The sequence below is a fragment of the Acidovorax sp. PRC11 genome, from assembly GCF_031844105.1.
Taxonomy (GTDB): Bacteria; Pseudomonadota; Gammaproteobacteria; order Burkholderiales; family Burkholderiaceae_C; genus Paracidovorax.
The window spans coordinates 186,035-210,714 of record NZ_JAUZUQ010000001.1 but is presented as its reverse complement, the minus strand read 5'-3'; the positions used below and the strand labels follow the sequence as shown (position 1 = coordinate 210,714).

The window sequence follows — 24,680 nt, the reverse complement described above, 5'->3', positions numbered from 1 at the left end:
TGCCGGTGCAGGCGACCTACCGGGCCGTGCGCAGCCCGAAATCCTCCGCCAGCTGGCGGTACCGCGCCACCTGCTGCCGCACGCGCTCGTCCAGCGGCCGGCCCACGAGCGCGGGCGGGTACAGCCCGTACCCCGCCCGCAACTGCTCGAACGCGGGCGTGGCCACGGTCCGCGAGAAGGCCTGCGCCCAGGCCGCATAGTCCGCATCGGAGACGCCCGGCCCCAGGTACACGCCGCGCAGGATCGGCCACTCGATGTCCGCGCCGGCCTCCTTCGCCGTCGGCACGCCGGCCAGATCGCCCGGCAGGCGGTGTGGCGCCATCACGGCGAGGATGCGGACCTTCGCGCCGGCCTCGCGCTGGCGCCGGGTTTCCGCCACGTCGCCCGTGAGCACCTGGATGTAGCCGCCCTGCAGCGCCCGGATCGCCTCGCCGCCACCCTCGAAGGCCACGAAGCGCATCCGCTTCGGGTGCGACCCCGCGGCCCGGGCCAGCAGCGCCGCCTTCATCCAGTCCTGGCTGCCGATCGTGCCGCCCGCGCCGAGGGCGACCCTGGCCGGATCGTCCCGCAGCGCGCGCATCACGTCGGCCAGGGTGCGGTAGGGCGAATCCTCCGCCACCACCACCGCGCCGTAGTCGGTGCCCAGCGCGGCCAGCCAGCGCACGTCCTGCTCGGTGTGCCGGCCGAACTTGCCCTGCGCCAGGTTCAGCAGCGAGCCGCTGGAGAACGCGACCAGCGCCTGGGCCTGGCCGGGGCGCTGGGCGATCACCGTGTTGTATGCCACCGCGCCGATGCCGCCGGGCAGATAGCTCACGCGCATCGGCTCTGAAATGCCTCCGCTCTGCTGCAGCGCGGCCTGCACGAGCCCGCAGGTCAGATCGAAGCCGCCGCCCGGCTTGGCGGGGACGATGCACTCGGTGCGGCCCAGCGGGCCGGCTGCGGCCGTGGTGAGGCACAGCGACAGGGCGGTAGCGCACAGGGCCGGGAGGAGCCGGATCGACACGGGGAGTTTCCTGGGGAGGCGTGTGGGGTGTGAAGGCCCCTGACCTTAACGGCTGCCGGGCGCCCGCGTGCGGGCCCACGCATGCAGGAAAACCCGAGGGTGCCGCGTTCCGATGGAATGCCAGCGTGCGGGAACGCGTGGCACCCCAAGCAAAAAAGCCCAAGTAGCGCGAACTACTTGGGCTGTGCATCTGGCGGAGAGGGCGGGATTCGAACCCGCGGTGGGGATTAGCCCACACACGCTTTCCAGGCGTGCGACTTAAACCGCTCATCCACCTCTCCGGAAGCCCGCAAGTATAGCAGCGATTCCGGGGCCTCCCGGCGAGCCGGCGCAGGAATTTTTCGCGTGGCCCGTTGCATCGCCCGAAGCCGCGCCTGCAGCACACGACCCACGACCTGCGACGACGATCCGCGCTCAGGGCCGCTGCGCACCCTGCACCATCTTCATCGCGGAGGTGATGAGGGTCGAGACCTCGGTCATGTTGCTCGGCACGACCAGGGTGGTGTTGGCGTCCGCGGCCACGCGGCTGTAGGCGTCCACGGCGCGCTCCGCCACCTTGAGCTGCACGGCCTGCTCGCCGCCGGGCTGGCGGATGGCGGCGGCCACGCGTTCGATCGCCTGGGCGGTGGCTTCGGCCACGGCGGTGATGGAGGCGGCCTCGCCCTGGGCGTTGTTGATCTGCGCCTGCTTCTCGCCCTCGGAGCGGGCGATGAAGGCCTCGCGCTCGCCGGTGGCGATGTTGATCTGTTCCTGGCGGCGGCCCTCGGAGGCGGCGATCAGCGCGCGCTTCTCGCGCTCGGCGGTGATCTGCGCCTGCATGGAGCGCAGGATCTCGGCGGGCGGAGTCAGGTCCTTGATCTCGTAGCGCAGCACCTTCACGCCCCAGTTCAGCGCCGCTTCGTCGATGGCCTGGACGACCTGTGCATTGATGATGTCCCGCTCCTCGAAGGTCTTGTCCAGCTCCAGCTTGCCGATCACGCTGCGCAGCGAGGTCTGCGCGAGCTGGGTGACGGCCATGATGTAGTTGCTCGACCCGTAGCTCGCGCGCATCGGGTCCGTGACCTGGAAATACAGGATGCCGTCCACCTGCAGCTGCGTGTTGTCGCGCGTGATGCAGACCTGGCTGGGCACGTCCAGCGGGATCTCCTTCAGGCTGTGCTTGTAGGCCACGCGGTCGACGAAGGGCACCAGGAAGTTGAGGCCCGGCGTGAGCGTGCCCGCGTACTTGCCCAGCCGCTCCTTGACCCAGGCGTTCTGCTGGGGCACGACCTTGATGGAGCGGGCGACGAAGATGCCGGCGATGACGAAGAGGATGAGTGCGATTTCCATGGAGTCCTTTGCTGCCCCGGCGCGTTTCCGGGAAGGGGATGGGTGGATGGAATCCTGCGCCGGGGCGCAGGCGGAAAGAAACACACGGGGCGTGTCGGCGCAGCCGGGCGGCCGCGAAACCGGGCCGCGTGCCCGCGGCGCGCGCGGCTTAGGCGGCGGCGTCCACCACCAGCCGGTTGCCGACCACCTCCGCCACGCGGTAGGTGCCGGGCAGGGCCGTGGCCGCGCCAGCCGGGCCGCTGCGCAGCACCACGGTCCACTGCGCGCCGCGGTAGCGCACCTGGGCGGTGCCGTCGGGGTTCCAGGCGCCCACCTGCACGGTTTCGCCGACGTCGAGGTTCACGTCGCGGTTGCTCGCGGCGGGCTGCACGGCGGCCATGCGCCGGCGGCGCAGCTGGTGGCAGGCGAAGACGCCGGCCACGCCCACGCAGGATGCCACCACGAGCTGCGCGGTGATCGGCAGGCCGGCATGCGCCGCGAGGGCGCCGGCCGCGAGCCCGACGGCCAGCATGAGCAGGTAGAAGGTGCCCGTCACGAGTTCGGCGGCGACCATGGCGCCGGCCATCAGCCACCAGAGGGTGGAATGCTGCATCACGGGTCGGGTCCTCCTTGTCGTGTCTTGTGTCGTCGCGTTCGCGTTCGCGTTTGTGCCTGTGCCCGGCGGGCCGGCGCTTTCCCGTCCATTCTGGGTCAAATGCCGATGTCTTCAAAGGAATGACACCGTTATTCCTTACACTTCGCGCCTATTTCGTTTTTTGGGCCCGCTCGCTCGGAGGCTGCGCATGAAATTCCGCTTTCCCATCGTCATCATCGACGAGGACTACCGTTCCGAGAACACATCGGGCCTGGGTATCCGGGCCCTGGCACAGGCGATCGAGGCCGAGGGTTTCGAGGTGCTCGGCGTCACGAGCTACGGTGACCTGACGCAGTTCGCGCAGCAGCAGAGCCGCGCCAGCGCCTTCATCCTGTCGATCGACGACGAGGAGTTCACGCTCGGCTCGGGGCTCGATCCGGTGGTGCTCAGCCTGCGCAAGTTCATCGCCGAAGTGCGCCGCAAGAATTCCGACGTGCCGATCTACGTGCACGGCGAGACGAAGACGGCCCGCCACCTGCCCAACGACATCCTGCGCGAGCTGCACGGCTTCATCCACATGTTCGAGGACACGCCGGAGTTCGTGGCCAAGCACATCATCCGCGAGGCCAAGAGCTACCTGGAGGGCGTGCAGCCGCCGTTCTTCAAGGCGCTGCTGGACTACGCGGAAGACGGCTCCTATTCGTGGCACTGCCCGGGCCACTCGGGCGGCGTGGCGTTCCTCAAGAGCCCCGTGGGCCAGATGTTCCACCAGTTCTTCGGCGAGAACATGCTGCGCGCCGACGTGTGCAACGCGGTCGAGGAACTCGGGCAGCTGCTGGACCACAACGGCGCCATCGGTGAATCCGAGCGCAACGCGGCGCGCATCTTCAACGCCGACCACTGCTTCTTCGTGACCAACGGCACCAGCACCTCGAACAAGATGGTGTGGCACCACACGGTGGCCCCGGGCGACGTGGTGGTGGTGGACCGCAACTGCCACAAGTCGATCCTGCACTCGATCATCATGACCGGGGCCATCCCCGTGTTCCTGAAGCCGACGCGCAACCACTTCGGCATCATCGGCCCGATCCCGAAAAGCGAGTTCGAGCGCGATGCGATCGAGGCCAAGATCCGCGCCAACCCTCTGCTCAAGGGCGTGGACGCCGCGACGGTGAAGCCGCGCGTGCTGACCATCACGCAGTCCACCTACGACGGCGTGCTCTACAACACCGAGACCATCAAGTCGATGATGGACGGCTACGTGGACAACCTGCACTTCGACGAGGCCTGGCTGCCGCACGCGGCCTTCCACCCGTTCTACGGCAGCTACCACGCGATGGGCAAGAAGCGCGCGCGCCCGAAGCACTCGGTGGTGTATGCGACCCAGTCCATCCACAAGCTGCTGGCCGGCATCAGCCAGGCGAGCCACGTGCTGGTGCAGGATTCGCAGACGGTGAAGCTCGACCGCCCGCTCTTCAACGAGGCGTACCTGATGCACACCTCGACCAGCCCGCAGTACAGCATCATCGCCAGCTGCGACGTGGCCGCAGCGATGATGGAGCCGCCCGGCGGCACCGCGCTGGTCGAAGAGAGCCTGCTCGAAGCGCTGGACTTCCGCCGCGCGATGCGCAAGGTGGAAGAGGAGTTCGGCAAGGACGACTGGTGGTTCAAGGTCTGGGGCCCGGACAAGCTGGTGGACGAGGGCCTGGGCCGTGCCGAGGACTGGATCATCCGCAGCGACGGCAAGGGCAGGAAGAACGCCAGCAAGTGGCACGGTTTCGGCCAGCTGGCCGACGGCTTCAACATGCTGGACCCGATCAAGTCCACCATCGTGACGCCCGGCCTGAACCTGGACGGCAAGTTCGACAAGACCGGCATTCCCGCGTCGATCGTGACCAAGTACCTGGCCGAGCACGGGGTGGTGGTGGAGAAGACGGGGCTCTACAGCTTCTTCATCATGTTCACCATCGGCATCACCAAGGGCCGCTGGAACACGCTGCTGGCGGCGCTGCAGCAGTTCAAGGACGACTACGAGAAGAACCAGCCGATGTGGCGCATCCTTCCGGAGTTCTGCCAGCAGCACAAGCGCTACGAGCGCATGGGCCTGAAGGACCTGTGCCAGCACGTGCACGAGCTCTACGCGAAATACGACATCGCGCGCCTGACCACCGAGATGTACCTCTCGGACCTCACGCCCGCGATGAAGCCCAGCGACGCGTTCGCCCACATCGCGCACCGCAAGACCGAGCGCGTGGAGATCGACGAGCTGGAAGGCCGCATCACCACCAGCCTGATCACTCCGTACCCGCCGGGCATTCCGCTGCTGATCCCGGGCGAGGTCTTCAACAAGAAGATCGTGGACTACCTCAAGTTCGCGCGCGAGTTCGCCAAGCTCTGCCCGGGCTTCGAGACCGACATCCACGGCCTGGTGGAGATCGAGGACGACAACGGCCACGTGCGCTACTACGCCGATTGCGTGACCAGGACGGTGCAGGCCAAGCCCGGCCGCCGCGGCGGCCGCAAGGACGCGCCGGATGCCGAGGACATCGTGCAGGTGGGCAGCGACGGCCCGTTCGGCCGCACGATCTGACGGCACGCCGGGCGGCACCGCCCGCCCCGGCACGGAATCCGCAAGTCCGGTGGCGCGCCAGCGCCCCGGGCTTTTTTTTCATCGGGACGTGGTGCGGTTGAATCCAGGCGGCTCCGTGCCCCGTATCAGTGTGCAGCCGCACGGGTTTTCCGGCGGCCTTCACTCACACCGAACGCATGGAGACCCCTATGACCTTCCGCCTGAATGCCCGTCTGGCCGTTGCCGGCCTCACGCTCGCCCTCTCCGCAGCCGCGCTGCCCGCTTTCGCGCAGGTGACCGTCGGCGGCGCGCCGATGTTCCCCACCAAGGACATCATCGACAATGCCGTGAACTCCAAGGACCACACCACGCTGGTCGCCGCGGTGAAGGCCGCGGGCCTGGTGGACACGCTCAAGGGCCCGGGTCCGTTCACGGTGTTCGCGCCCACCAACGCCGCCTTCGCCGCACTGCCGGCCGGCACGGTGGACACGCTGCTCAAGCCCGAGAACAAGGCCACGCTGACGAAGGTGCTCACCTACCACGTGGTGCCGGGCAAGATCGATGCCGCCGCGCTCTCCAAGATGATCGCCGACGGCAAGGGCTCGGCCAGCCTGAAGACCGTGGCCGGCGGCACGCTGACGGCCAAGGCCAGCGGTTCGTCGATCGCGCTCACGGATGAAAAGGGCGGCATGTCCACCGTCACCATCCCCGACGTCTACCAGTCCAACGGCGTGATCCACGTCGTGGACAAGGTGCTGCTGCCCAAGTAAGCGCAGATCCGGTGGCCGCCAGGCCGCCGGCACCGCCCGCCGGCGCGGGCGTGCGGTCAGGCCAGGTTGGCGCTGTCGCGGCTGATGCCGCCGGTCTGGCTGAAGCCGCCGTCCACGTACATGATCTCCGCCGTCACGCCGCTCGCGAGGTCGGAGAGCAGGAAGGCCGCGGCATTGCCCACGTCCTCGATCGTCACGTTGCGGCGCAGCGGCGAGGCATCGGCCACGGTGCCCAGCAGCTTGCCGAAGTCCTTGATGCCGCTGGCGGCCAGGGTCTTGATCGGGCCGGCGCTGATGCCGTTGGCGCGCATGCCCTTGGGGCCGAGCGATTCGGCCAGGTAGCGCACGCTGGCTTCCAGGCTGGCCTTGGCGAGGCCCATGGTGTTGTAGTTGGGCACCGCGCGCAGCGCGCCCAGGTAGCTGAGCGTGAGCACCGCGGCCTTGTCGTTCAGGTAGGGCAGGGCGGCCTTGGCCATGGCCGGGAAGCTGTAGGCGCTGATGTCGTGCGCGATGCGGAACGATTCACGCGACAGGCCTTCGAGGAAGTCGCCCGCGATCGCTTCGCGCGGCGCGAAGCCGATGCTGTGCACGAAGCCGTCGAACTTCGGCCAGGTGGCCGACAGGTCGGTGAACATGCGCTCGATCTGCTCGTCGCTCGCCACGTCGCAGTCGAAGATGAGCTGGGAGTCGAACTCGGCCGCGAAGTCGGTGATGCGGTCCTTGAAGCGCTCGCCCACGTAGCTGAAGGCCAGTTCGGCGCCTTGCGCATGGCAAGCCTTGGCGATGCCGTAGGCGATGGAGCGGTTGGACAGCACGCCCGTGATCAAAAGCTTCTTGCCGGACAGGAAACCCATTTGTTGTTCTCCAATGAAATGCGATGAGAGGGGGATGGCGAGGGGACTGGCGGAGCGTGCCATGCGGCCCCGGGGCGGACGGCACGGCGGAGATGCGCCGGGCCGGGAAAATCCCCGCCGGGCATGGGCGGCCCGCCACCGTAGTGCAGAATTGTCGCATGCGGTTCTGGATGCTCTTTGGGGTCTTGGCAAGCTGGCTGTGCGCGGCACCGGCATGGGCCGCGCATGGGTACGCGCTGTGGGACGACCTCAAGTACCCGCCGGGCTTCGGCCATTTCGACTACGTGAACCCCGACGCACCCAGGGGCGGCGAGCTGCGCATGGTGAGCAACCTGCGCTATTCCACGTTCGACAAATACAACCCGTTCACGATGAAGGGTTCGCCCCCGGCCTACCTGTCCGATCTGCTGTTCGAGAGCCTGCTGACCGGCTCCATGGACGAAACCGCCTCCGGCTACGGCCTCCTGGCCGAGGACGTGCAGGTGCCGCCGGACCGGCTGAGCGCCACCTTCCGGCTGCGGGCCGAGGCGCGCTTCCACGACGGCGGCGCCGTGGAGGCGGCAGACGTCAAATACACCTACGAGACGCTGATCGGCCCCTACGCCTCGCCCAGCTACGCCACGCTGCTGCAGGACGTGGCCGGGGTGGACGTCATCGACCGGCGCACCGTGCGCTTCCGCTTCAAGCACCCGAACCGCGAGCTGCCCCTCACCGTGGGCAGCCTGCCCATCTTCAGCCGCGCGTGGGGCCGCGGGCCGGACGGCAAACCGAAGCGCTTCGACGAGATCGTGACCGACACGCCGATCGGCAGCGGGCCCTACCGCATCGGCCCGGTGGCGTTCGGGCGCGACATCACCTACGTGCGCGATCCGCAGTACTGGGGGCGCGATCTGAACGTGAACCGGGGCGCGCACAATTTCGACCGCATCACCGTCAAGATCTACCGCGACAACACCGCGCGCCTGGAGGCCGTGAAGGCGGGCGAGTTCGACTTCATGACCGTGTACTCGGCCGGCGACTGGGCGCGCCGCATCGATGGCAAGCTGTTCCGGCAGGGCGTGCTGGTCAAGAAGGAGCTGGAGCACCGCCTGCCCGCGGGCTTCCAGAGCTACGTGCTCAACACCCGGCGGCCGCTGCTGCAGGACCCGCGGGTGCGCGAGGCGCTCGGGCTGGCGGTCGACCACGAGTGGATGAACCGCCAGATGTTCTACGGCAGCTACCCGCGCGTGACGGACCTGTTCGGCAACACCGATTGCCAGGCCACGGGCACGCCGGGGCCGGAAGAACTGGCGCTGCTGGAGCCGTGGCGCGGCAAGGTGCCCGACGCCGTGTACGGGCCGATGTACCAGCCGCCCGTGACCGAAGGCGAGGGACATTCGCTGCGCGCCAACCTGCGCCGCGCCCGCCAACTGCTGGCCGACGCGGGCTGGACGTACCAGGGCGACGCACTGCGCAATGCCCGCGGTGAGCCCATGGTGCTCGATTACCTCGACAGCAAGGAGGCCGGCGCGCGCACCGTGACGCCCTGGATGCGCAACCTGGAGAAACTGGGGATCACGCTGCGCTTCGTCTCGGTGGATTTCGCGCTGTACCTGCAGCGGCTGGACAAATTCGATTTCGACCTGATCACGCTGAATTTCGCCGGCACCTACAACCCCGGGCAGGAGATGCAGGAGCTCTTCGGCAGCCAGCGGGCCGACGTCGAGGGATCGGGCAACTATGCCGGCGTGAAGAGCCCGGCGGTCGATGCGCTGGCGGGCGCCCTGACGCGTGCGAAATCCAAGGCCGAACTGCTGCCCGTGTGCCGCGCGCTGGACCGGGTGATCATGCACAGCCACTACCTGATCCCGCAGTGGCGGCTGTCCTCGCACCGCTTCGTCTACAACCAGCAGCGCCTGGACTACCAGGCGCCCATGCCGCCATATGCGCGTGCGGAGGAGTGGGTGATGTCCACATGGTGGAGCCTGGACGGCGCGCAGCGCCCGGACCGTTGAAGCTTTCATTTTCTGGACGCCTGCATGCTCGCCTACATCGCCAAACGCCTGCTGCTGATGCTGCCCACGCTGCTGGGCGTGCTGCTGCTCACCTTCGCCGTCATCCAGTTCGTGCCCGGCGGGCCGGTGGAGCAGTACCTGGCGGAGGCCCGCACGGCCGCGGGCAAGGGCGGGGGCGGCGCGGAATCGGGCGGCATGAGCTACCGCGGCGATCAGGGCGTGGACCCGAAGCGGCTGGCGCAGATCAAGGCGCTGTACGGCTTCGACAAGCCCGCGCACGAGCGGTTCCTGCAGATGCTGTCGCAGTTCGCGCGCTTCGACCTGGGGCAGAGCTTCTTCCAGAACAAGAAAGTGTGGGATCTGGTCCTGGAGAAGCTGCCGGTCTCCATCAGCCTGGGGCTGTGGACCTTCTTCATCAGCTACCTGGTGGCCGTGCCGCTGGGCGTGGCCAAGGCGGTGCGCGCGGGCTCGCGGTTCGACTTCGTGACCACGCTGCTCGTGCTCGTGGGCTATGCCATTCCGGGCTTCGTGCTGGGCGTGGCGCTGCTCGTGGTGTTCGGCGGGCAGCTGCAGTGGTTCCCGCTGCGGGGCCTGGTGTCCTCCAACTGGGAGCAGATGAACTGGGGCGCGCGCATCGTGGACTACCTGTGGCACATCACGCTGCCGGTGACGGCGATGGTGGCCGGCAGCTTCGCGGTGACGGCCATGCTCACCAAGAACGCCTTCCTGGAAGAGATCCGCAAGCAGTACGTGCTGACGGCGCGGGCCAAGGGGCTGTCGGAGCGCCAGGTGCTCTGGAAGCACGTGTTCCGCAATGCGCTGATCCCCATCATCACGGGCTTTCCCGCCGCGTTCATCGGCGCGTTCTTCACGGGCTCGCTGCTGATCGAGACGCTGTTCTCGCTCGACGGCCTGGGCCTGCTCAGCTACGAGAGCGTGATCCGCCGCGACTACCCCGTAGTGCTGGGCACGCTCTACCTGTTCACTCTGATCGGGCTGGTGACCAAGCTCGTCAGCGACCTCTGCTATGTGTGGGTCGATCCCCGCGTGAAGTTCGATTGAGCGCATGAGCATTCCTCCCACCGATCCTTCCGTGCAGGCGGCGGTGCCCGCCGCGCCGGCGTCCCTGTCGCCGTCCCGCCGCGCCTGGAAGCGCTTCAAGCGCAACCGGCTGGGGTTCTGGAGCCTCGTGGTGTTCTGCGTGCTGGTGGTGATCAGCCTCGGCGCCGAACTGGTCAGCAACGACCGGCCGCTCATCGTGCGCTACGAAGGGCAGACGTACTTCCCGCTGTTCAAGACCTACCCGGAGACGACCTTCGGCGGCGATTTCGACACGCCGACCGACTACCTCGACCCGTACATCCAGGAGCGCCTGAGCGCGGGCGACAGCTGGGCGCTCTACACCATCAACCGGTACGGCCCGAACACGCTGAACTATTTCGCGAAATCGCCGAATCCTTCCGCGCCCACGGCCGAGAACTGGCTGGGCACGGACGACCGCGGCCGCGACATGCTCGCGCAGCTGCTCTACGGCTTCCGCGTGAGCGTGCTGTTCGGGCTGGCGCTCACCGTGACCGGCGTGCTGCTGGGGCTCGCCACCGGGGCCGTGCAGGGCTTCTTCGGCGGACGGACGGACCTGGCGTTCCAGCGCTTCATCGAGATCTGGAGTTCGATGCCGGAGCTGTACCTGCTGATCATCTTCAGCGCGCTGTTCTCGCCCAGCCTGTCGCTGCTGCTGATCCTGCTGAGCCTGTTCGGCTGGATGGGCCTGTCGGACTACGTGCGGGCCGAGTTCCTGCGCAACCGGCAGCTCGACTACGTCAAGGCCGCCCGCGCCCTGGGCGTGCCCAACGGGCAGATCATCTGGCGCCACATCCTGCCCAACAGCATGACGCCGGTCGTCACCTTCCTGCCGTTCCGCATGAGCGCGGCGATCCTGTCGCTCACGTCGCTCGATTTCCTGGGCCTGGGCGTGCCGCCCGGGACGCCGTCGCTCGGCGAGCTGCTGAACCAGGGCAAGAACAACATCGACGCCTGGTGGATTTCGATCTTCACCTTCACCGTGCTGGCGGGCACCCTGCTGCTGCTCACTTTCATGGGCGATGCGCTGCGCGACGCCCTCGACCCGCGGAAACAATGAGTACCCCATCTCCTTCTCCGTCGGCCACCGCGCCGCTGCTGCGCGTCGAGGGCCTGCACGTGCGCTTCGGCGACAAGGCGGTGGTGCAGGGCGTGGGTTTCGACATCGGGGCCGGCGAGAAGCTGGCGCTGGTGGGCGAATCCGGGTCGGGCAAGACCATCACGGCGCTGTCGCTGCTGCGGCTGGTGCCGGACGCTCACGTCACGGGCCGCGCGCTGCTGCAGGGTCGCGACGGCGCACCCGCGCAGGATCTGCTGGCGCTGCCGGAGCAGGCGATGCGCGGCCTGCGCGGCGGCGACATCGCGATGGTCTTCCAGGAGCCGATGACGGCGCTGAACCCGCTGATGTCGGTCGGCGCGCAGATCGCGGAAGTGCTGCAGCTCAAGCAGGGCCTCACGCGGGGCCAGGCGACGGCCCAGGCGGTGGAGCTGCTGGCGTCCACGGGCGTGCCGGAGCCGGCGCGCCGCGCCGGGGCGTTCCCGCACCAGCTCTCGGGCGGGCAGCGGCAGCGCGCGATGATCGCGATGGCGCTGGCGAGCCGCCCGCGGCTGCTGCTGGCCGACGAGCCGACCACCGCCCTCGACGTCACCCTGCGCGGGCAGATCCTGGGGCTGTTGTCGGACCTGCAGCGCCAGACCGGCATGGCGGTGCTCCTGATCACGCACGATCTGCACCTGGTGCGGCGCTTCGCCGACCGGGTGGCGGTGATGGAGCGGGGCGTACTGGTGGAGCAGGGCCCCGTGGCCGACGTGTTCGCGGCGCCCGCGCATGCCTACACCCGCCGGCTGCTGGGCAGCGTGCCGCGCCGCGACGTGGTGGAGACCCCTGCCGATGCGGATCGGCCCGCGGCAGCGCGGGCCCGGGGGCTGCGCGTGGCCTATTCCATTCCACAGCCCGGACTGCGCGGCTGGTTCCGCCGCGGCGAGTTCGTGGCCGTGCAGGGGGCCGACCTGGACATTCCCGCCGGGCGCACGCTGGGCGTGGTGGGGGAGTCGGGCTCGGGCAAATCGACCCTGGCGCAGGCGCTGCTCGGGCTGCTGCCCTTCCAGGGCGAGCTGGCGGTGGCCGGCGGCACCTGGGAGATGCCGGCGCAACGCAACAGCGCCGCCAACCAGGCGCTGCGCCGCTGCGTGCAGGTGGTGTTCCAGGACCCGTTCTCCTCGCTGTCGCCGCGCCTCACGGTGGAGGAGATCGTGGGCGAGGGCCTGCGCGTGCATGCCCCGGAAGGCGGCGCGGCCGAGCGGCGCGCGCGCGTCGAGGCCGCGCTCGCCGACGTGGGACTCACGCAGGCGCAGTTCCCGGGGCTGCTGGGCCGCTACCCGCACGAATTCTCCGGCGGCCAGCGCCAGCGCATCGCGATCGCCCGTGCGCTGATCCTGGAGCCGCAGCTGCTGGTGCTCGACGAGCCCACGAGCGCGCTCGACGTGACGATCCAGCAGCAGGTGCTGGTCCTGCTGCAGCGCCTGCAGAAGGAGCGGGGCCTGAGCTATCTGCTGATCACCCACGACGTGGCGGTGATCCGCGCCATGGCGCACGGCGTGATCGTCATGAAGGACGGCGAAGTGGTCGAGGCCGGCCCGGTGGCGCAGGTGCTCGATGCGCCGCGCCACCCCTACACCCGGCGGCTGGTGGCCGCGGCCGAGGAGGGCGCGTTGCCCCCGGCGTGACGGCTGCCGCGGCGTGGCTGGCGCCGCATGCGCGCACGTGCCCCGGTGCGGATGTCCCCCTGCCGGCGGCGGGGCCGGGCTACGCCGGCGGCGGCTCGGCTTCCGCTGCCGGGGCGGTCGCCGTTGCGCCTGCCGGCACCGGGTCGCGGCCGGGGCCGTCGCTGAGCATGAACTGCCCGCGGCCGGCGCGCTTGGCGGCATAGAGCGCCACGTCCGCGTTGCGGGCGAGTTCCTCGAAGCCCTCGCCGTGCTGCGGGTACAGCGCGATGCCGCCGCTCACGCCGATCCGGCGCGGCTCCCCGTCCAGCACGATGGGAGCCTCGCAGGCCGCCATGATCTTGCGCGCGACATGGCAGGCCTGCTCCGCTCGCTCCACGATCGGCAGCAGCACGATGAACTCGTCGCCCCCCTGGCGGCACACGGTGTCCGAACGGCGCACGCAGCGGCGCAGGCGCCGGGCCACCTGCACCAGCAGCAGGTCGCCGGCGTCGTGGCCCAGCGTGTCGTTGATCTGCTTGAAGCCGTCCAGGTCGAGGTACATCAGGGCGAGGCCGTGCCCGTCGCGTTGCGCCTTCGCGATGGCCTGCTGCGCGCGGTCCTGCAGCAGCATCCGGTTGGGCAGGTCGGTCAGCATGTCGTGCTGCGCCAGATGCGCCATGCGCCGCGCGAGCGCCATCGCCTCGGTCACGTCCCGCAGCACGGTGACGCTGCCGGTGATCTGGCCATGCCGGTCGGTGATCGGGGCCACGGTGGTCTCCACGTCGATGCGCCGGCCGTCGCGGCAGTGCAGCACGAGCCCGCGCTCGGTCGGCGCCGCGCCAGCGCCCGCGAGCGCGCGGCGCGCGGGATGGTCCGACCGTACTCCGCTGGCGGCCTGGATCGGCGCCACCGTGTCGATGTCCTGCCCGGCCGCGTGGAAGCCCTGCCAGCCCGTCATCGTCTCCGCGGCGGGGTTGACGTAGGTGACGTGGCCCGCGGCGTCGGTGCACAGCACCGCGTCGCCGATCGACTGCAGCGTGAGGCGGACCAGCTCCTTTTCCTCGAAGAGCACGTCTTCCATGCGCTTGCGTTCCGTCAGGTCGTCGATCTGCACGAAGATGCCCTGGGTTTCCGTGCCGTCCAGGTCGGGCACACACGATACGGCCACGTGGCGCACCTCGCCCGAGGGCTGCTGGATCGTGCGCTCGTACACTTCCGTGCGCCCCTGCAATGCGCGCTCGAGGTGGGGGCGCGCAACGTCGAAAGCCTCCGCCGGGATCAGATCCCGGATGTGCGCGCCGCGGATCCGGTCCTGCGACATGCCCACCCAGTCGAGGTACGCCTTGTTGGCGAAGCGGTTGCGCAGGTCGCGGTCCCAGTAGACGACCATCGAGGGCAGGTTGTCGAGGATCGTGCCCATGTCGTGGTGCGCCCGTTCCAGCTGCGCGGCCACGGCCTGGCGGCGCGAGAGTTCCCGTGCGAAGAGCAGTGCCAGGCCCAGGCTCGACAGCATCAGCAGCGCGGCGAAGCTGCCGAGCACGAGTGCGCTCCTGCGCCACTTCGACAGGATGCTGTCCACCGACTGGGCCACGGACACCACGAGCGGGTAACTGCCCACGTGCCGGTACGCGTAGAGGCGCGCGACGCCGTCGCCCGACGGGTCGGCGGACTCGGTGAAATGCCCCTCGCGGCCGGCGTCCAGCTGCCGCAGGCGGGCGGCGGGCACGGGCTTCCCGATGTCGGCCAAACGGAACGGGGAACGGGAGACGACGGTGCCGTCCGTGCGCACGATGTCCGCCAGGCTCTGCGGCCCGAGGCCGAGCGAATCGAACAGCTCGTTGAAGTAGGACAGCTGCACGGTGCCCACCACCACCCCGCCGAAGCTGCCGTCCTCGCGGTAGTACCCCCGGCTCATCGGGATGCTGTACTCGCCCGTCACCCGTCCCTGGATCGGCCTGCCGACGTACACGCCCTGCACCTTTTCTCGCGTGTGGACGCGGAAGTAGTCCCGGTCCGCGAGATTGGGCATGCCGCCCTTCCGGTCGTAGGAGGACAGCAGCACGTTGCCACCCTGATCGAGCACCACCACGCCGCCCAGGCCCCGCGTCCGCAGCGAGTGGTCGAACAGCATGGCGCGCCGGATCTCCACCGGCACGTCGTCGTAGTCCGGCCGGCCCAGCACTTCCACCACGCCCTGCAGCGATTGGTCGAAACCGTCGAGCGTGCGGCCGATGTTCTGCTCGAGCGTGCGGGCCAGCGCCGCATTGGCGTCGCGCGCGTACGACCACTCATCGTCGCGGATGGTGAGGATGGCACGCGCGAACAGGGCACCGATGCCGACGGACAGCGCCAGGGCGAGCAGGGTCAGTCGGTGGTGCAGAGGAAGACGCATGGGCGGTGGCGGAGGGAGCCGCCGGCAGCGCGCCGCCCCGCGCGGGATCGTTGCGGGAACGCGGCCCGCCTGGGCAGGGTGCGCTATTGTTGCCGCGTGTGGTTGGGCGGCGCAAACAGATCCCAGGTGGCGATGAAGAGCGCGGCGATCACCGGCCCGATCACGAAGCCCGTCAGGCCGAAGAGCGCCATGCCGCCCAGCGTGGAGATCAGCACGATGTAGTCGGGCATCTTGGTGTCCTTGCCCACGAGCACCGGGCGCAGGACGTTGTCCACGAGCCCGATCACGGCAATGCCGTAGGCTGCGAGTCCCACGCCGTGCCAGAACGCGCCGGTGGCCAGCAGGTAGATCGCCACGGGCGCCCAGATGAGCCCGGCACCCACGGCCGGCAGCAGCGAGAGGAAGGCCATGAGCACACCCCAGAGCACCGGGGCCTGGATGCCCAGGAACCAGAAGGCGAGCCCGCCCAGCGCGCCCTGCACCGCGGCGACGGCGATGTTGCCCTTGACGGTGGCGCGGATGACGGTGGTGAACTTGGTGGCGAGCTGGCGCTTGTGGCCTTCGTCGAGCGGCGTCGCCTCGCGGATGCGTGCCGCGAGGGCCGGGCCATCGCGCAGCAGGAAGAAGAGCAGATACAGCATGATGCCTAAGCTCACCAGGAACTGCAGCGTGTTCTGCCCGAAGTCGATCGCCTTGCTGCCCACGAACTGCGTGGCCTGCACGGTGACGGACGACAGCCGCGCCTGCAGATCGGACGCGGTGGTGAGGTTGAGCCGGTCGAGGATCTGCATCATCCAGGAAGGCATGGCCTGCACCACCTGGTGGAAATAAGCCGCGAAATCCAGTTGCCCGGAGCGGATGCGCTCGTAGACCAGGCTGGCTTCCTGCACCAGCGAGACGGTGATCAGCGTCATCGGCAGGATCACGATCAGCAGGCACAGCGTGAGCGTGCACAGGGCCGCCAGGTTGGTGTGGCGGGGCATGAGGCGCAGCAGCCGGCGGTGCAGCGGCGCGAACAGGATCGCGAGGATGATCCCCCAGAAGACGGCCCCGTGGAAGGGCCAGAGGATGGCCACGAAGGCCGCGCTGACGGCGATCAGCAGGGCGATGAACGTGCGGTTCTGCAGCAGGGTGGTCTTCATGGCTCGGCAGTGGCGAAAAGTGGCGCAAATGTACGCGAGGACGGAGCTGCCGCCCTGTGGGACACGGCCGCGCAGGCGCGTTCCTGCGATCGGTGGCACAATCATGGGCGCAAGATTCAAGGCCCTTCCCAGCCACAGTCGCATCCGCCAACCGGTTCAGCCGTGTCGCGGAAGGTTTCACCAACCAGCTAATGCTTCCCTCAGGGAAGCGGAGGTCAGCGGAAATGAGCGAGACGACATCCGTCTACCAAGCCTACCAGGGCAACACCTACCTCTTCGGCGGCAATGCGCCCTATGTCGAAGAAATGTACGAGAGTTATCTCGTGAACCCGGGCAGCGTGCCCGACACGTGGCGCGAGTATTTCGACGCGCTGCAGCACGTGCCCGCCGTCGATGGCTCCAACGCCAAGGACGTCCCGCACCAGCCCGTCATCAACGCCTTCGCGGAGCGCGCCAAGCAGGGCGGCACGCAGGTCGTGGTGGCCACCGGCGCCGACTCCGAACTCGGCCGCAAGCGCACCGCCGTCCAGCAGCTCATCTCCGCCTACCGCAACGTCGGCCAGCGCTGGGCAGATCTCGACCCGCTGAAGCGCACCGAGCGCCCCTCCATCCCCGAGCTGGAACTCTCCTTCTACGGCTTCACCGACGCCGACCAGGAGACCGTGTTCAACACCAGCAACACGTTCTTCGGCAAGGAATCGATGCCGCTGCGCGAGCTGATCAACGCGCTGCGCGAAACGTACTGCGGCACGATCGGCGTCGAGTACATGTACGCCTCCGACCAGAACCAGAAGCGCTGGTGGCAGGAAAAGCTCGAAACCATCCGCAGCAAGCCCAACTTCGGCAATGAGAAGAAGAAGCAGATCCTCGACCGCCTGACGGCCGCCGAAGGCCTGGAGCGCTTCCTCCACACCAAGTACGTCGGCCAGAAGCGCTTCTCGCTCGAGGGCGGCGAGAGCTTCATCGCCGCCATGGACGAGCTGATCCAGTCGGCCGGCACCAAGGGCGTGCAGGAAATCGTCATCGGCATGGCCCACCGCGGCCGCCTGAACGTGCTCGTGAACACCCTGGGCAAGATGCCCAAGGACCTGTTCGCCGAGTTCGACCACACCGCCCCCGAAGACCTGCCCGCCGGCGACGTGAAGTACCACCAGGGCTTCAGTTCCGACGTCTCCACCCCCGGCGGCCCGGTGCACCTGTCGCTGGCCTTCAACCCCTCCCACCTGGAAATCGTGAACCCGGTGGTGGAAGGCTCGGTGCGCGCCCGCATGGACCGCCGCGGCGATCCGCACGGCCAGCAGGTGCTGCCGGTGCTGGTGCACGGCGATGCGGCCTTCGCCGGCCAGGGCGTCATCCAGGAAACCCTGGCGCTGGCCCAGACCCGTGGCTACTCCACGGGCGGCACGGTGCACATCGTGATCAACAACCAGATCGGCTTCACGACCTCCGACCCGCGCGACAGCCGCTCCACGCTGTACTGCACGGACGTGGTCAAGATGATCGAGTCGCCCGTGCTGCACGTGAACGGCGACGATCCGGAAGCCGTGGTGCTCGCCACGCAGCTCGCCCTCGAATTCCGCATGGAGTTCAAGAAGGACGTGGTGGTGGACATCATCTGCTACCGCAAGCTGGGCCACAACGAGCAGGACACGCCGGCGCTCACGCAGCCGCTGATGTACAAGAAGATCAGCCAGCATCCCGGCACGCGCCGCCTCTATGCCGACAAGCTGGGCGCGCAGGGCCTGGGCGAGACGCTGGGCGACGACATGTCGAAGGCCTACCGCGCCGCCATGGACGCCGGCAAGCACACGGTCGATCCGGTGCTGACCAACTTCAAGAGCAAGTACGCCGTCGACTGGAGCCCGTTCCTGGGCAAGAAGTGGACCGATGCCGGCGACACCGCGATTCCGCTCACCGAGTGGAAGCGCCTGGCCGAGCGCATCACCACGATCCCCGAAGGCGTCACGCCGCACCCGCTGGTCAAGAAGGTGTACGACGACCGCGCCGCCATGGGCCGCGGCGAAGTGAACGTGGACTGGGGCATGGGCGAGCACATGGCCTTCGCATCGCTCGTGGCCAGCGGCTTCCCGGTGCGCCTGTCCGGCGAGGACTGCGGCCGCGGCACGTTCACGCACCGCCATGCCGTGATCCATGACCAGAACCGCGAGAAGTGGAACGAAGGCACCTACGTGCCGCTGCAGAACGCGAGCGAGAACCAGGCTCCGTTCGTCGTGATCGACTCCATCCTGTCCGAAGAGGCGGTGCTGGGCTTCGAATACGGCTATGCCTCCAACGATCCCAACACCCTGGTGATCTGGGAAGCGCAGTTCGGCGACTTCGCCAACGGCGCCCAGGTGGTGATCGACCAGTTCATCGCCTCCGGCGAAGTGAAGTGGGGCCGCGTGAACGGCATCACGCTGATGCTGCCGCACGGCTACGAAGGCCAGGGCCCGGAACACAGCTCGGCGCGCCTCGAGCGCTTCATGCAGCTGTCGGCCGACGCCAACATGCAGGTGGTCCAGCCCACCACGGCCAGCCAGATCTTCCACGTGCTGCGCCGCCAGATGGTGCGCCACCTGCGCAAGCCGCTGATCATCATGACGCCGAAGTCGCTGCTGCGTAACAAGGACGCGACCTCGCCGCTGTCCGAGTTCACGAAGGGCAGCTTCCAGACGGTGATCCCGGAGCAGAACGCGGCCATCGACCAGAAGGCCGACAAGGTCAAGCGCATCATCGCCTGCTCGGGCAAGGTGTACTACGACCTCGTGAAGAAGCGCGAGGAGAAGGGCACCGACGACGTGGCGATCATCCGCGTGGAGCAGCTCTATCCGTTCCCGCACAAGGCCTTCGCCGCAGAGGTCAAGAAGTACCCGCAGGCGACCGAGATCGTGTGGTGCCAGGACGAGCCGCAGAACCAGGGCGCCTGGTTCTTCGTGCAGCACTACATCCACGAGAACATGCAGGATGGCCAGAAGCTGGGCTACTCCGGCCGCGCTGCCTCCGCATCGCCTGCCGTGGGTTACTCGCACCTGCACCAGGAACAGCAGAAGGCGCTGGTCGAAGGTGCGTTCGGCAAGCTCAAGGGCTTCGTGCTCTCCAAGTGAGCGCCGCGCGCCCCCCACGATCCGCATCCCACAGCGACACGTACACGTTCTGAAAGAATCGAAAGAATCGTCATGGCTATCGTAGAAGTCAAAGTCCCCCAACTGTCCGAATCCGTGGCCGAGGCCACGATGCTCACCTGGAAGAAGAAGGCCGGCGAGGCCGTCGCCATCGATGAGATCCTGATCGAGATCGAGACCGACAAGGTGGTTCTCGAAGTGCCCGCGCCGGCCGCCGGCGTGATGGCCGAGATCGTGCAAGGCGACGGCGCCACCGTGGTGGCCGACCAGGTCATCGCCAAGATCGATACCGAAGGCAAGGCCGGCGCGGCCGCTGCGCCCGCGCAGTCCGCTCCGACCGCCGCCGCCCAGGCACCCGCCGTGGCGGCCGCCGCGGCCGAAGCGGCTCCCGCCGCGGGCGGCTCCAAGGGCGACGTGGCCATGCCGGCCGCCGCCAAGCTGCTGGCCGACAACAACCTGTCCGTGTCGGCCGTGGCCGGCACCGGCAAGGACGGCCGCGTGACCAAGGGCGACGTGCTGGCCGCCGTGGCCGGCGGCGCCAAGCCTTCCGCCGCCCCGGCCGCCATCCCCACGGGCGTGCCCACCAAGTCGCTGCCGCAGGTGTCCTCGCCCGCCGCGCCGAACCTGGGCGACCGCCCCGAGCAGCGCGTGCCGATGAGCCGCCTGCGCGCCCGCATCGCCGAGCGCCTGCTGCAGTCGCAGTCCACCAACGCCATCCTGACCACCTTCAACGAGGTGAACATGGCCCCGGTGATGGACCTGCGCAAGAAGTTCCAGGACAGCTTCACCAAGGAGCACGGCACGAAGCTGGGCTTCATGAGCTTCTTCGTGAAGGCGGCCGTGCATGCGCTCAAGAAGTTCCCGGTGCTGAACGCCTCGGTGGACGGCAACGACATCGTCTACCACGGCTACTTCGACATCGGCATCGCGGTCGGCTCGCCCCGCGGCCTGGTGGTGCCGATCCTGCGCAACGCCGACCAGATGAGCTTCGCCGACATCGAGAAGAAGATCGCCGAGTTCGGCAAGAAGGCCCAGGAAGGCAAGCTCGGCATCGAGGACATGACCGGCGGCACGTTCTCGATCTCGAACGGCGGCACCTTCGGCTCGATGCTGTCGACCCCCATCATCAACCCGCCGCAATCGGCCATCCTGGGCGTGCACGCCACCAAGGACCGCGCCGTGGTGGAGAACGGCCAGATCGTGGTGCGCCCGATGAACTACCTGGCGATGTCGTACGACCACCGCATCATCGACGGCCGCGAAGCCGTGCTGGGCCTGGTGGCGATGAAGGAAGCGCTGGAAGACCCGGCCCGCCTCCTGTTCGATATTTGATGGACCAACCCCCTGAGGCGCTTCGCGCCTTCCCCCTTCTCTCGGATCGCTGCGCAATCCGGGAAGGGGGACACCGCCAGCGCTGCGGGGCGGCCCTTGCGCGGCGGTGGCTGGCCTGGGCCGCGCGCATGGCGGGGGCAGGAGTGTTGCATAGCGCCGTGAAGACCGAAATCCATTGACGGACCCACATGCATGGTTGGCCCTGGGCCAGCCGGGCAGTGGGTCTTTCTCCAACTGACACAGTGAGAACGACATGAGCAAACAATTCGACGTGATCGTCATCGGCGGCGGCCCCGGCGGCTATATCGCCGCCATCCGCGCGGCCCAGCTGGGCTTCAACGTGGCCTGCATCGACGAGTGGAAGAACGAGAAGGGCGGACCCGCGCCCGGCGGCACCTGCACGAACGTGGGCTGCATCCCCTCCAAGGCGCTGCTGCAGTCCTCGGAGCACTACGAGCACGCCGTCAAGCACTTCGCCGAGCACGGCATCACCGCCACCGACGTGCAGATCGACGTGGCCAAGATGATCGGCCGCAAGGACGCGGTCGTGAAGCAGAACAACGACGGCATCCTGTACCTGTTCAAGAAGAACAAGGTCAGCTTCTTCCACGGCCGCGGCTCTTTCGTGAAGGCCGTTCCAGCCGGTGAGGGTGGAACCTCCGGTTCCACGGGCGGCTACGAGATCCAGGTGGCCGGCGCCGCCCAGGAAACCCTGGTGGGCAAGCAGATCATCGTGGCGACGGGCTCCAACGCCCGCGCGCTGCCGGGCGTGCCGTTCGATGAAGAGAAGGTGCTGTCCAACGACGGCGCGCTGCGCATCGGTGCCACGCCGAAGAAGCTGGGCCTGATCGGTGCCGGCGTGATCGGCCTGGAAATGGGCTCCGTGTGGCGCCGCGTGGGCGCCGAGGTGACGGTGCTCGAAGGCCTGCCCACGTTCCTGGGCGCGGTCGACGAGCAGATCGCCAAGGAAGCCAAGAAGGCCTTCGACAAGCAGGGCCTGAAGATCGAGCTGGGCGTGAAGATCGGCGAAGTGAAGACGGGCGGCGAAGGCGTCACCGTGGCCTACACCGATGCCAAGGGCGAGGCCCGCGAGCTGGCGGTGGACAAGCTGATCGTGTCGATCGGCCGCGTGCCCAACACCATCGGCCTGAATCCCGAAGCCGTGGGCCTGCAGCTCGACGAGCGTGGCGCGATCGTGGTGGATGCGGACTGCAAGACCAACCTGCCCGGCGTGTGGGCGGTGGGCGACGTGGTGCGCGGCCCGATGCTGGCGCACAAGGCCGAGGAAGAAGGCGTGGCGGTGGCCGAGCGCATCGCGGGCCAGCACGGCCACGTGAACTTCAACACGATTCCCTGGGTCATCTACACGCACCCCGAGATCGCATGGGTGGGCCGCACCGAGCAGCAGCTCAAGGCCGACGGCGTGCAGTACAAGGCCGGCACCTTCCCGTTCCTGGCGAACGGCCGCGCGCGCGCGCTGGGCGACACGACCGGCATGGTCAAGTTCCTGGCCGATGCCACGACGGACGAGATCCTGGGGGTGCACATCGTCGGCCCGATGGCCAGCGAGCTGATCTCCGAAGCCGTGGTGGCCATGGAGTTCAAGGCGAGCGCGGAAGACATCGCGCGCATCTGCCACGCGCACCCCTCGCTCTCCGAGGCGACCAAGGAAGCGGCCCTGGCCGTGGACAAGCGCACGCTCAACTTCTGATCGTGCGCCGACCGGGAGCGCGCTGCGCTCCCCCGGGCTGCCGGCGCGCGCATCCGCGCTCCGGCAGCCGCCGTTTTCTGGTGTGGATGCGTGGATCGATGATTGCGTGGGAGAGACGTCCGTGAACGTGAAGCAGGCGTATGAGGCCGAGCTGGCTGCCAAGGGTTTCCGCAGCGACCCGGCCCAGTTGCGCGCCGTCGAGGCGCTGCAGCGCTGCGCGGACGACTGGGCCGCCTACAAGGAAAAGCGCTCCAACGCGCTCAAGAAGCTCATCCACCGCCCCGAGGTGCCGCGCGGCGTCTACATGTACGGCGGCGTGGGCCGCGGCAAGAGCTTCCTGATGGACTGCTTCTTCAACGCGGTGCCGATCCGCCGCAAGGTGCGGCTGCATTTCCACGAATTCATGCGGGAGGTCCACCGCGAGCTGGCCGGGCTGCAGGGCACGGTGAACCCGCTGGACGTGCTCGGCGAGCGCATCGCCAAGCGCTACAAGCTCATTTGCTTCGACGAGTTCCACGTGGCCGACATCACCGACGCCATGATCCTGCACCGGCTGCTGGTGTCGCTGTTCGACAACGGCGTGGGCTTCGTCACCACCTCGAATTTCAAGCCCGACGACCTGTACCCGGGCGGCCTGCACCGCGACCGCATCCTGCCGGCGATCGACCTGCTCAACCAGAAGCTGGAAGTGGTCAACGTGGACAACGGCACCGACTACCGGCGGCGCACGCTGGAGCAGGTACGGCTCTACCACTGCCCTCTGGGCCCGCAGGCCGATGCGGAAATGGAAGCCGCGTTCGACCAGCTCGCCGAGACCCGCGACGAAGACCCGGTGCTGCACATCGAGGCGCGCGAGATCCTGGCGCGCCGCAAGGCCGGGGGCGTGGTGTGGTTCGATTTCTCGGTGCTCTGCGGCGGCCCGCGCTCGCAGAACGACTACCTCGAGATCGCCTCGCAGTTCCATACCGTGCTGCTGTCGAACGTGCCCTACATGCCGGTGGCGATGGCGTCGCCGGCGCGGCGCTTCACGTGGCTGGTGGACGTGCTGTACGACCGGCGCGTCAAGCTGATCCTGTCGGCCGCCGTGCCGCCCGAGCAGCTCTACACCGAAGGGCCGCTCGCGCACGAGTTCCCCCGCACCGTGTCCCGCCTCAACGAGATGCAGTCCAAGGAATTCCTGGCGCTCGAGCGCCGGGTGGTGGACACCGGGCTGACCTGAGCCCCCTGCACGCCGGCCTTGCCGCCGGCAAAGGATTCCGAATGCAGATCTTCCCCATTTTCCGCACCGCAACGGCCTTCGCGCTGGCTGCTGCATGCATGGTGTCCACCGGGGCCCGGGCCGCGGCGCCCGAGGGCGACGCGACCGCCCGTGCCGCGTTCGAGCAGGCGCAGGCCGCCCGCCAGGCGGAGCACGCCCGCATCGCGCAGGAGCGCCGCGCACTGAACGAGCGCAAGGTGAAGGAAGAGGCCGTCTGCTACCAGCGCTTCTCGGTGGAGGACTGCCTCGCCCAGGTGCGCTCCCAGGTGCGCGATGCCGAGGCGGTGCTGCGCCGGCGCGAGGTGGTGCTGAACGATGCGGAGCGCCGCGAGAAGGCCGCCCTGCGCATGCAGTCCATCGAGCAGAAGCAGGCCGAGCAGCGCCAGAAGATCGAAAGCGGCGAGAGGCCCGCGCCGATGCGGGCGGAGTCGCGCTCTTCGCGGTCGCATGCGCGGCCGGCGTCCGGCGCGCAGCCGTCGGCGCAGGAGCAGCTGCAGTCGCAGGCGCAGGAACGCGCGCAGCGCGAGGAAGAGGCCCGCTCGCGCGCCGCCCAGCAGCGTGCGCGCGTGCAATCCCATGAAGCGGACCAGGCCGAGCGGGCCGCCGCGCAGCCGGCGCGATCGGCGGCCGCGCGCGCGAGCTACGAGGCCAAGCAGGAGGCCGCGCGTGAGCGCCGGGAGAAGCGCGAGCGTGCCAATGCGCAGGCCGCCGCCTCCGGCCGCACGCCGGCGTCGCCGCTGCCGCCCCCGCCGCCCGCCGGAACGGCGTCGGCGCCCTGAACCTCACTTTGCGCCACAGGCCGCGCGCGCGGTGGTGCCCCTGGCCGGGCGGTGCTGGCCGTCTT

At 68.7% G+C, this 24,680-nt stretch carries 17 protein-coding genes and 1 tRNA gene; 11 read left to right on the top strand and 7 right to left on the bottom strand.

Features of this window, described 5'->3' with window-relative positions:
- Positions 1 to 16: 16 nt before the first annotated feature.
- From Q9R47_RS00920 to Q9R47_RS00905, 4 genes are all read right to left on the bottom strand, one after another.
- A complete protein-coding gene (locus tag Q9R47_RS00920; protein ID WP_311231379.1) occupies positions 17 to 1,003 on the bottom strand; it encodes a tripartite tricarboxylate transporter substrate-binding protein in 987 nt (328 codons plus the stop codon).
- Positions 1,004 to 1,194: 191 nt separating this feature from the next.
- Positions 1,195 to 1,284, bottom strand: a tRNA-Ser gene (locus tag Q9R47_RS00915).
- Positions 1,285 to 1,417: 133 nt separating this feature from the next.
- On the bottom strand, positions 1,418 to 2,332 hold the full coding sequence (locus tag Q9R47_RS00910; protein WP_311231378.1) for a stomatin-like protein: 915 nt from the start codon (positions 2,330 to 2,332) through the stop codon (positions 1,418 to 1,420).
- Positions 2,333 to 2,480: 148 nt separating this feature from the next.
- A complete protein-coding gene (locus tag Q9R47_RS00905; RefSeq protein ID WP_311231543.1) occupies positions 2,481 to 2,924 on the bottom strand; it encodes an NfeD family protein in 444 nt (147 codons plus the stop codon).
- 190 nt (positions 2,925 to 3,114) lie between these two features.
- On the opposite strand from Q9R47_RS00905, the gene Q9R47_RS00900 reads away from it, so the two are divergent.
- Positions 3,115 to 5,496, top strand: a complete 2,382-nt coding sequence (locus Q9R47_RS00900) for an arginine/lysine/ornithine decarboxylase (RefSeq protein WP_311231377.1) — start codon at positions 3,115 to 3,117, stop codon at positions 5,494 to 5,496.
- Between the two features lie 188 nt (positions 5,497 to 5,684).
- On the top strand, positions 5,685 to 6,245 hold the full coding sequence (locus Q9R47_RS00895) for a fasciclin domain-containing protein (protein ID WP_311231376.1): 561 nt from the start codon (positions 5,685 to 5,687) through the stop codon (positions 6,243 to 6,245).
- A gap of 56 nt (positions 6,246 to 6,301) precedes the next feature.
- Here Q9R47_RS00895 and fabI read toward each other — a convergent pair whose 3' ends face one another.
- Complete coding sequence (gene fabI / locus Q9R47_RS00890; RefSeq protein ID WP_311231375.1) at positions 6,302 to 7,099, bottom strand: enoyl-ACP reductase FabI; 798 nt, start codon at positions 7,097 to 7,099, stop codon at positions 6,302 to 6,304.
- Positions 7,100 to 7,257: 158 nt separating this feature from the next.
- Between fabI and Q9R47_RS00885 the strand changes: the two genes are divergently transcribed.
- The 4 genes from Q9R47_RS00885 to Q9R47_RS00870 are packed head-to-tail and all read left to right on the top strand — an operon-like array spanning position 7,258 to position 12,900.
- Positions 7,258 to 9,093 carry an extracellular solute-binding protein gene (locus tag Q9R47_RS00885; protein WP_311231374.1) on the top strand — a complete coding sequence of 612 codons (1,836 nt, stop codon included), beginning with the start codon at positions 7,258 to 7,260 and terminating at the stop codon, positions 9,091 to 9,093.
- Positions 9,094 to 9,117: 24 nt separating this feature from the next.
- Positions 9,118 to 10,155, top strand: coding sequence for an ABC transporter permease subunit (locus Q9R47_RS00880; RefSeq protein WP_311231373.1), 1,038 nt, complete (start codon positions 9,118 to 9,120; stop codon positions 10,153 to 10,155).
- A gap of 4 nt (positions 10,156 to 10,159) precedes the next feature.
- On the top strand, positions 10,160 to 11,233 hold the full coding sequence (locus Q9R47_RS00875) for an ABC transporter permease (RefSeq protein WP_311231372.1): 1,074 nt from the start codon (positions 10,160 to 10,162) through the stop codon (positions 11,231 to 11,233).
- Positions 11,230 to 12,900 (top strand): dipeptide ABC transporter ATP-binding protein, encoded by a 1,671-nt coding sequence (locus tag Q9R47_RS00870; RefSeq protein ID WP_311231371.1) that lies wholly within the window; start codon positions 11,230 to 11,232, stop codon positions 12,898 to 12,900. Before Q9R47_RS00875 ends, Q9R47_RS00870 begins: the two co-directional genes overlap by 4 nt.
- Positions 12,901 to 12,979: 79 nt before the next feature.
- Here the strand turns inward: Q9R47_RS00870 and Q9R47_RS00865 are convergent, their stop codons facing one another.
- Both Q9R47_RS00865 and Q9R47_RS00860 read right to left on the bottom strand, forming a co-directional pair.
- Positions 12,980 to 15,271, bottom strand: a complete 2,292-nt coding sequence (locus Q9R47_RS00865) for a diguanylate cyclase domain-containing protein (RefSeq protein WP_311231370.1) — start codon at positions 15,269 to 15,271, stop codon at positions 12,980 to 12,982.
- Positions 15,272 to 15,354: 83 nt separating this feature from the next.
- A complete protein-coding gene (locus Q9R47_RS00860) occupies positions 15,355 to 16,413 on the bottom strand; it encodes an AI-2E family transporter (RefSeq protein WP_311231369.1) in 1,059 nt (352 codons plus the stop codon).
- Positions 16,414 to 16,637: 224 nt separating this feature from the next.
- On the opposite strand from Q9R47_RS00860, the gene Q9R47_RS00855 reads away from it, so the two are divergent.
- The 5 genes from Q9R47_RS00855 (at position 16,638) to Q9R47_RS00835 (ending at position 24,615) form a co-directional block, all read left to right on the top strand.
- A complete protein-coding gene (locus tag Q9R47_RS00855; RefSeq protein WP_311231368.1) occupies positions 16,638 to 19,517 on the top strand; it encodes a 2-oxoglutarate dehydrogenase E1 component in 2,880 nt (959 codons plus the stop codon).
- Positions 19,518 to 19,589: 72 nt separating this feature from the next.
- Positions 19,590 to 20,867 (top strand): 2-oxoglutarate dehydrogenase complex dihydrolipoyllysine-residue succinyltransferase, encoded by a 1,278-nt coding sequence (gene odhB, locus Q9R47_RS00850; RefSeq protein ID WP_311231367.1) that lies wholly within the window; start codon positions 19,590 to 19,592, stop codon positions 20,865 to 20,867.
- Positions 20,868 to 21,120: 253 nt separating this feature from the next.
- Positions 21,121 to 22,578, top strand: a complete 1,458-nt coding sequence (lpdA, locus tag Q9R47_RS00845) for a dihydrolipoyl dehydrogenase (protein WP_311231366.1) — start codon at positions 21,121 to 21,123, stop codon at positions 22,576 to 22,578.
- Between the two features lie 121 nt (positions 22,579 to 22,699).
- On the top strand, positions 22,700 to 23,797 hold the full coding sequence (gene zapE, locus Q9R47_RS00840) for a cell division protein ZapE (RefSeq protein WP_311231365.1): 1,098 nt from the start codon (positions 22,700 to 22,702) through the stop codon (positions 23,795 to 23,797).
- A gap of 41 nt (positions 23,798 to 23,838) precedes the next feature.
- Positions 23,839 to 24,615 (top strand): hypothetical protein, encoded by a 777-nt coding sequence (locus Q9R47_RS00835; RefSeq protein ID WP_311231364.1) that lies wholly within the window; start codon positions 23,839 to 23,841, stop codon positions 24,613 to 24,615.
- Positions 24,616 to 24,680 lie beyond the last annotated feature (65 nt).